Source organism: Ramlibacter aquaticus, from assembly GCF_015159745.1.
Taxonomy (GTDB): Bacteria; Pseudomonadota; Gammaproteobacteria; order Burkholderiales; family Burkholderiaceae_C; genus Ramlibacter; species Ramlibacter aquaticus.
The window spans coordinates 55,603-62,185 of the sequence record NZ_JADDOJ010000012.1; the positions used below are offsets into that span (position 1 = coordinate 55,603).

Sequence of the window (6,583 nt, forward strand, 5' to 3'; positions counted from 1 at the left end):
CGGCTACTCGAAGCCGCCGCGCCGCGCCGACTTGATCTGCGAGCGGATGGCCTTGCCCTCCAGCCGCCGCTGGCGCGAGCCGTAGGTCGGCTTCGTCGGCCGGCGCGGCTTGGGCACCTGCGCGGCCTCCTCGACGATGGCCTCCAGGCGTTCCAGGGCCTGCGCGCGGTTCTGCTCCTGCGTGCGTGCCGACTGTGCCTTCAGCACCAGCACCCCGTCCTTGTTCACGCGGCGGCCGGGCAAGGCCAGCAGCGCGTCCTTCAGGGCCTGCGGCAGCGAGGAGGCGCGGATGTCGAAGCGCAGCTGCACCGCGGTCGCTACCTTGTTGACGTTCTGGCCGCCCGGCCCCTGCGAACGCACGGCCGTGAATTCGAGCTCTTCCTCGCGCACGCGGCCGGCCATCTCAGAAGCGCTCGTCGGGCGCGAGGTAGCGCCACTGGCCGCGGGGCAGCCCGGCCATGGGCAGGCGACCGATGCGGATGCGCTTGAGCGAGAGCAACTGCAGCCCCACCTGCTCGCACATCCACGCCATGCGGTCCAGCGGCAGGCCCTTGGCCGCGATGCGCAGCCGCTGGTCGCTCTGCCAGCTCACGCGCGCGGTCGGCAGGGGCTTGCCGTCGATGCTGAGGCCACGGCCCAGGCGCTCCAGCCCACCGGGGGCCAGGGTGCCCGCCACGTGCGCCACCAGCTCCTGCTCGACCAGGTGCGCCTCCTCCTGCAGCTTGCGGACGATGCGCGGGTCCTGGCTGAACACGGCCAGGCCCTCGGCGGCGGCCGGCAGCGGCAGCAGGGCCTCCAGCCCCGCGTCCTGGGCGCGCGATCGCGGCACGCGCGCCGGGTCGGCCTGCCACTGGGCCGCGGGCACCAGCAGCGCATGCAGCGCCGCCAGGCCCAGCCCGGGCGGCTGGTGCACCAGGAAGGTGGCGGGCATGGGCCGGCCCAGCCGGGCCGCCGGGTCGACCTGCACCACCTCGTCGCCGACGCGGAACTGCGGTTCGCGCACGACCTGGCCGGCCACGCGCACCCAGCCGCCGGCGATGTACTGCTCGGCCTCGCGCCGCGAACACGGGACCAGCGCGGCCACGCGCTTGGACAGCCGCAGGGGCTCGTCAGACATGGCGGGCGGCGGAGTAAGGGTTCCGGGCAAGGGCGGCGGGACGTGGGTGCATGGGCTGATTGTCGCGCGCCGCTTGCGCGGTGCCGCGCGGGCCTGCAGGCGCCTTCAAATGTGACGCCGTGCTACAGCGAAACACACCTTGATTCTCGTTTCACGCTGGCGTTCATTAATTTTCACAAGCTCTAGGGTTTTCACGATGGGTCCACCCCCATGCGGCTGGACCATAGTCGGACGCGGTCCTTGCAACGTCGCTTCGGCGTGACCTGCACCTTCCCAACCAACAACATCACGGAGATAGCCAAGATGATCAGAACCCGGCTCAAGCAGACCTTTATCGCGACCCTGTCGCTCCTGGCCCTGGGCTCGTCCGCGATCGCGGCCGAACAGAGCATGGAAGCCATGAAGCAGATGCGCGTGGCCACCACCGACCTGAACATTCCGCTGGTCGAGCAGAGCGGCAAGAACGCCGACGCGATCCGTGCCAACCTGAAGCAGGTCAAGCTGCCGCCGGGCTTCCAGATCAGCCTGTACGCCGTCGTGCCGGACGCCCGTCACATGGCCATCGCGCCTTCCACCAACATGCTGTTCGTGGGCACCCGCAAGACCCGCGTGTGGGCCGTCACCAACCGCAACAACGGCGACGCCGCCACCGAGGTGAAAGCCTTCGCGCCCTCGCTGGACTTCAAGAACCCCAACGGCGTGTGCTTCACGCCCGACGGCGTGCTGGTCGTGGCCGAGCACAACCGCGTGCTGAGCTTCCCCGCCGCCGAGTTCTTCTATGAGGGCCCGGACGTCGCCGTGGGCGAGATCCTGCCGCGCGGCAAGCTGATCCCGACCGAATACGAGTCCTACAACCACGGCGCGCGCACCTGCCGCGTCGGCCCGGACGGCAAGCTCTACATCACCCTGGGGCAGCCCTTCAACGTGCCCCCGGCCGACAAGGTGGAAGAGTTCCGCAAGCTGGGCATCGGCGGCATCGTGCGCATGAACATGGACGGTTCCGGCCGCGAGGTCTTCGCCCTGGGCGTGCGCAACTCCGTGGGCCAGGACTTCAACCCCAAGGACGGCACGCTCTGGTGGACCGACAACCAGACCGACGGCATGGGCAACGACATCCCCCCGGGTGAGCTCAACCACAGCACCAAGGCCGGCCAGGACTTCGGCTACCCCTACTGGAATGGCCACGTGAAGGTCGCCGGTACCGCGGCCGCGCCGGACCTGAAGGACCTGAAGGAGCCCAAGGACGCCGTGTTCCCCGAGGTCGAGTTCCCGGCCCACCAGGCCCAGCTCGGCATGACCTTCTACAACGGCAAGATGTTCCCGGCGCAGTACCGCGGCGGCATCTTCGTCGCCTCGCACGGCTCCTGGAACCGCTCCCCCGCCAGCGGCGCGCTGATCGACTTCGTGCCCGTGAAGGCCGACGGCAAGGCCGGCAAGATGGAAGTGTTCGCCGACGGCTGGCTGAGCAAGGACACCGGCACCTACATCGGCCGCCCGGTCGACGTCGCGATGATGAAGGACGGCTCGCTGCTGGTGTCCGACGACTACGCCGGCGCCATCTACCGCATCACCTACAAGCAGCCCTGATCCTGTTGAATCAAGGCAGTCGTAGTTCATGACGCGTATTGCACGAGTCCTGTGCATGTCGCTGGTGTTCGCGTCGGTGGCCGCCACGGCCGCCGATGCGGGCGCCGGCCGCAAGCTGGCCGCGGCCCAGTGCAACCTGTGCCACGGCGCCAACGGCGTCGCGACCATGGCCGAGGCCCCGAACCTGGCCGGACAAAACGAGATCTACCTCGCGCAGCAGCTGCGCAACTTCCGCAGCGGCAAGCGCACGCATGAAGTGATGGGCGTCATCGCCAAATCGCTGAGCGATGCGGACGTGGACAACCTGAGCAGCTGGTTCAGCAGCATCAAGGTCCAGGTCGAACAGCCCTGACCCCACGGGCCGCGCTGCCGCGCGGGCCCGCGAGATCCCCAGGCTCCTTGAATGGCCTGCCGTCGCCCCAGGGCGCGGCGGGCCTTTTCTTTTGCAGGCCTGCGTCCGTTCCGTTTCGTGCCGTGCCGTGCCCGGGGTCCGGGCCGATTGCACGATGCATGTGTGTTCAATTAACATGATGTAACAGTTCGCATCCCATGCCGGTGCGGCGAAGGAATTCCGGGGTCGACCGCGCGCCGGGCGGCTTTTGGGGTTGCGTCAGCGGCACCGCAGCATGTGCCGCGCATCGAGGAGGAAGAACCCATGAACATCCACCGCATCGCCCTGGTGGGCCTGGCGGCCGCCTGCGCGCAGGCCGCCGCCATCGCCCAGACCGCACCCCCCGCGGCCCAGGCGTCACCGGGCGTCTACAAGGTGCTGGCCGAAAACGACCAGTTCCGCATCGAGCTCGCCACCTGGAAGCCGGGCGAGAAGGACAACATGCACTCGCACCCCGCCTCCGCCGTCTATCGGCTGAGCGATTGCACTGCGCGCCTGACCGGCCCGGACGGCAAGGTGCTGGGCGAAGGCGAAGCCAAGGCCGGCAGCGCGGCCCTGCAGCCGCCCATCGCCGCCCACAGCCTGGAGAACATCGGCAAGACGGAGTGCCAGATCCTGATCGTCGAGCGCAAGTAAGACGCTCGGCCACGGCACGCCACCCGTGGGGCGGCCGTGGCCCACCTCCTCAGCGCACCGTCAGGGCCACCAGCTCGCCGCGGGTCCTCGGGCCGCCGGTGAAGGCGCCGCCATCGGTCACCACATACAGCGTGTCGCGGTCCGCCGGGCCGCGGCCGAACACGGCGTCGGTGGCGCCCACGATGTGCTGGCGTGCGTCGCCGACGATGCTGCGCTCGCCCGTGGGCGAGACCCGCACCACCGTGTTGTAGGGGTGCGTGGTGATGTAGAGCGATCCGTCCGGGCCGACCGCGAAATCGTCCCCCGGAATGCCGCTGGCGATCAGGCGCGGCGCGTCGAAGTGCCCGTCGTCGAGCAGCGCATAGCCCAGCACCGTGGTGCGGTCGGACACCGTGACGATCATTTCACGCCCACGGAAGTGCAGGCCGTTGGCGCCGGGCGCGAGCGAGATGAAGGGCCGGGCCCGCAGGCGCGCGTCCTCCAGCACCTTGTGCGCCGCGCCGGTGTGCGGGTCCACCCGCCACACCAGGCCCAGGGCGCTGTCGGGGGTGTAGAGCTGGCCATCCGGCCCGATGTCCAGGCCATTCGGCCAGGCCCCGCGCGGCAGGGTCGCGAACCGCTCGGGCTGCGCCCCCGGCCTCACCCGCCACAGGCCCGGCTGCACGCCGTTGCTGGTCATGTACAGCGTGCCGTCGGCGCCGATCGCGACCACGCCGGCGGCCGAGCCTTCGGGCGTCCTGAGCACGCTGTGCTCTTCGCCCGAGGGGCTGCGCGCAATGACCTCGCCTTCGGCATGGCGCCAGTAATCCGGCCGTGCGAAATCCAGCTTGCGGCTGGCCGCCAGGTACAGCGTGCCGTCCGGCCCGGCCGCGATGCCTTCGAACCAGGTGCCCTCCTCGTAGGTCTTGACCACCCGCGCCTGGAGCGGCGCGTAGGGCAGATCGTCGGCCTTGGGCAGCGCCAGCACCTTCAGGCCCAGCGGTTGCCCGGCCCCGACCGCCAGGCTGGCCAGCACCATCAGCCCCGGCAGAACAGACAGGGCCGGCGCGCGGGCGCGCAGGGCCGCCGCACCCGCGAGCAGGGAGGACGCCAGGGCGATGACGGCCGCGAAGAAGGTGACGAAGGGGACTGCCGCGCCCGCCAGCGCGGCCGCACCGGCGAGCAGGCACAGCACGGCGAAGGCGCGACGCGGCCACGGCCGTCGCGGCAGCAGGGGCAGCAGCCGCGCACCGGGCCCCGCCTGCAGGGCGGGAACCAGCGCCAGGGCGGCGAGCAGCAGCAGCGCCGCGCCCAGGGCGACGGCAAGAACGGCGGTGATGAAGGTCATGGTCGTCTTTCAGGTTGGATGAAATGGAAATTCGATAGGAAGCTACTGATAAGGACAAAAAAAGGGCTCAACGGCCGCCGCCATCGAGGTTGCGCTCGATGCGATGCAAGAACCCGGTGAACTGCTCTCGCTCCTCGGGTGTGAAGCCCTGGAACATCCGCTCCACCAGCCGGTCCCCGGCGGCGCAGAACGCATCGGAGTAGCAGACCTGGCGGGCCGCGTCGGTCATGCGGATCGAACGGGCCCGCGCGTCCTCCTCGCTGACCCGCCGGCTGACATGGCCGTTGCGCTCCAGCACGTCCAGCACGTTGGTCAGCGTGGGCGAGGTCACGGCCAGGCGGCGTTGCAGGTCCCGGTGCTCCACCGCGTCCTCGTGCAGCAGCAGTTGCAGCACGTCGAACTGCCCACCGGTGAAGCCGAAGGGCTTCACGGTTTCTTCCAGCGCGCGCCTCAGCGCCAGGTAGGCGCGGCGCAGGTCCAGGGTGGGGTGCGACATATCGGTAGCATCCTATCTTTATTCCGGCTTGTCAAGCCACGCGCCGGCCGAAGCGCACCGCGGTCAGACCGGGACGCCGGAATCGGGCCGAGGCCGGCATGATGAGGAAGGTGTTGTCGCCGGGGGTGCGCACCTCCACCCCACCGTCACGGGCGACCAGCGTCCCGGCCTCGGTCACGCAGCCCATGTTGGGCCAATCCTGCGTGAACTCGAAGTCATCGGAGCGTATCGTGACGGCTTCTGTCACTTCGATGACCGTCTGCGGCTCACTCACCGCGTTCTCGCCGTGGAGGAAGCTGGCCAGCAGGCGCCCCACCACCGCATGCGCGGCCTCGAAGGCGGCCGGGCTGAAGTGCGCGCCGCACTCCACCAGCATCGCCTGGGCCGCGGCCGTCGGGTCCCCATAGGGCGGCCTGTCGATCAGTCGCAGGCCCGCGGCATGCCCGGCGTCCTGCACCAGCAGGCCCGGGAAGCCCAGGCGGCGCGCGAAGTCCAGGTTCTTGGGTGCCCGGCCCACTAGGCCCAGGGCGGGCGCGGCCTCGGTCATGGAATGCAGGTCCAGCAGGACGTCGGCCTCGGCCACGTGGGGCAGGATCTCGCGCGCCCGCCGCAGTTCGGTGGTGTCCGAGGGCCCCGCCTGCGGGTCCACCCGGCCCCACACGCGGTTCATGTCCTCGTCGACCAGGCGGCAGTCCCCCTTGGTGCCGTCGTCCAGGCGCTCGTAGGCCGCCAGGTTGCAGAAGACGACCGTGAGGCTGCCCGCGCGCGGCCGGGGCGCCTGCTGCACCGCCCACCAGGCGGCCTCGGCACCGCAGACCTCGTTGCCGTGGACCAGGGCCGTGAGCACGATGCGCGGGCCGGGCTGCGGCGCGGCGAAGTGCCAGACGCCGGGCGTGCCACAGTTCGAACCGGCGATTTCCTCATGGCGGGGCAGGGTACGCGGCGAGCCGTCGTCCAGGGTGATGGTGGTCATCGCGCCAGCATAGCGCCGCCACCGCCCGCCGCGCCAGGACAGCCCAGCCATCCCCC

The 6,583-nt window shown here is 70.4% G+C and carries 8 protein-coding genes; 3 read left to right on the forward strand and 5 right to left on the reverse strand.

The features are described from left to right. Window positions 1–3: 3 nt before the first annotated feature. Together arfB and IM725_RS04855 are read right to left on the reverse strand one after the other, a co-directional pair. Window positions 4–402, reverse strand: a complete 399-nt coding sequence (arfB, locus tag IM725_RS04850; RefSeq protein ID WP_193779447.1) for an alternative ribosome rescue aminoacyl-tRNA hydrolase ArfB — start codon at window positions 400–402, stop codon at window positions 4–6. Window position 403: 1 nt separating this feature from the next. Next, the gene (locus IM725_RS04855; RefSeq protein WP_193779448.1) at window positions 404–1,117 is read right to left on the reverse strand and encodes an RNA pseudouridine synthase; all 714 of its coding nucleotides are present in this window, start codon (window positions 1,115–1,117) and stop codon (window positions 404–406) included. 303 nt (window positions 1,118–1,420) lie between these two features. Here IM725_RS04855 and IM725_RS04860 point away from each other — a divergent pair, with 303 nt between their 5' ends. From IM725_RS04860 to IM725_RS04870, 3 genes are all read left to right on the forward strand, one after another. Beyond that, window positions 1,421–2,704, forward strand: coding sequence for a PQQ-dependent sugar dehydrogenase (locus IM725_RS04860; RefSeq protein ID WP_193779449.1), 1,284 nt, complete (start codon window positions 1,421–1,423; stop codon window positions 2,702–2,704). 28 nt (window positions 2,705–2,732) lie between these two features. Next, window positions 2,733–3,056 carry a c-type cytochrome gene (locus IM725_RS04865; RefSeq protein WP_227753584.1) on the forward strand — a complete coding sequence of 108 codons (324 nt, stop codon included), beginning with the start codon at window positions 2,733–2,735 and terminating at the stop codon, window positions 3,054–3,056. 303 nt (window positions 3,057–3,359) lie between these two features. Beyond that, on the forward strand, window positions 3,360–3,731 hold the full coding sequence (locus IM725_RS04870; protein WP_193779450.1) for a cupin domain-containing protein: 372 nt from the start codon (window positions 3,360–3,362) through the stop codon (window positions 3,729–3,731). A 49-nt stretch (window positions 3,732–3,780) separates the two neighbouring features. Here the strand turns inward: IM725_RS04870 and IM725_RS04875 are convergent, their stop codons facing one another. From IM725_RS04875 to IM725_RS04885, 3 genes are all read right to left on the reverse strand, one after another. Then, entirely contained in the window at window positions 3,781–5,058 is a 1,278-nt protein-coding gene (locus tag IM725_RS04875) for an SMP-30/gluconolactonase/LRE family protein (RefSeq protein WP_193779451.1), read from the reverse strand. A gap of 67 nt (window positions 5,059–5,125) precedes the next feature. Continuing rightward, window positions 5,126–5,554, reverse strand: a complete 429-nt coding sequence (locus IM725_RS04880; protein ID WP_193779452.1) for a MarR family winged helix-turn-helix transcriptional regulator — start codon at window positions 5,552–5,554, stop codon at window positions 5,126–5,128. A gap of 31 nt (window positions 5,555–5,585) precedes the next feature. Continuing rightward, complete coding sequence (locus tag IM725_RS04885) at window positions 5,586–6,527, reverse strand: M14 family metallopeptidase (protein ID WP_193779453.1); 942 nt, start codon at window positions 6,525–6,527, stop codon at window positions 5,586–5,588. Window positions 6,528–6,583: the final 56 nt, after the last annotated feature.

Coding starts and splice junctions, on each gene's coding strand:
- IM725_RS04860 (WP_193779449.1), top strand. CDS start 1,421: ATGATCAGAACCCGGCTCAAGCAGACCTTTATCGCGACCCTGTCGCTC.
- IM725_RS04855 (WP_193779448.1), bottom strand. CDS start 1,117: ATGTCTGACGAGCCCCTGCGGCTGTCCAAGCGCGTGGCCGCGCTGGTC.
- IM725_RS04870 (WP_193779450.1), top strand. CDS start 3,360: ATGAACATCCACCGCATCGCCCTGGTGGGCCTGGCGGCCGCCTGCGCG.
- IM725_RS04880 (WP_193779452.1), bottom strand. CDS start 5,554: ATGTCGCACCCCACCCTGGACCTGCGCCGCGCCTACCTGGCGCTGAGG.
- arfB (WP_193779447.1), bottom strand. CDS start 402: ATGGCCGGCCGCGTGCGCGAGGAAGAGCTCGAATTCACGGCCGTGCGT.
- IM725_RS04885 (WP_193779453.1), bottom strand. CDS start 6,527: ATGACCACCATCACCCTGGACGACGGCTCGCCGCGTACCCTGCCCCGC.
- IM725_RS04865 (WP_227753584.1), top strand. CDS start 2,733: ATGACGCGTATTGCACGAGTCCTGTGCATGTCGCTGGTGTTCGCGTCG.
- IM725_RS04875 (WP_193779451.1), bottom strand. CDS start 5,058: ATGACCTTCATCACCGCCGTTCTTGCCGTCGCCCTGGGCGCGGCGCTG.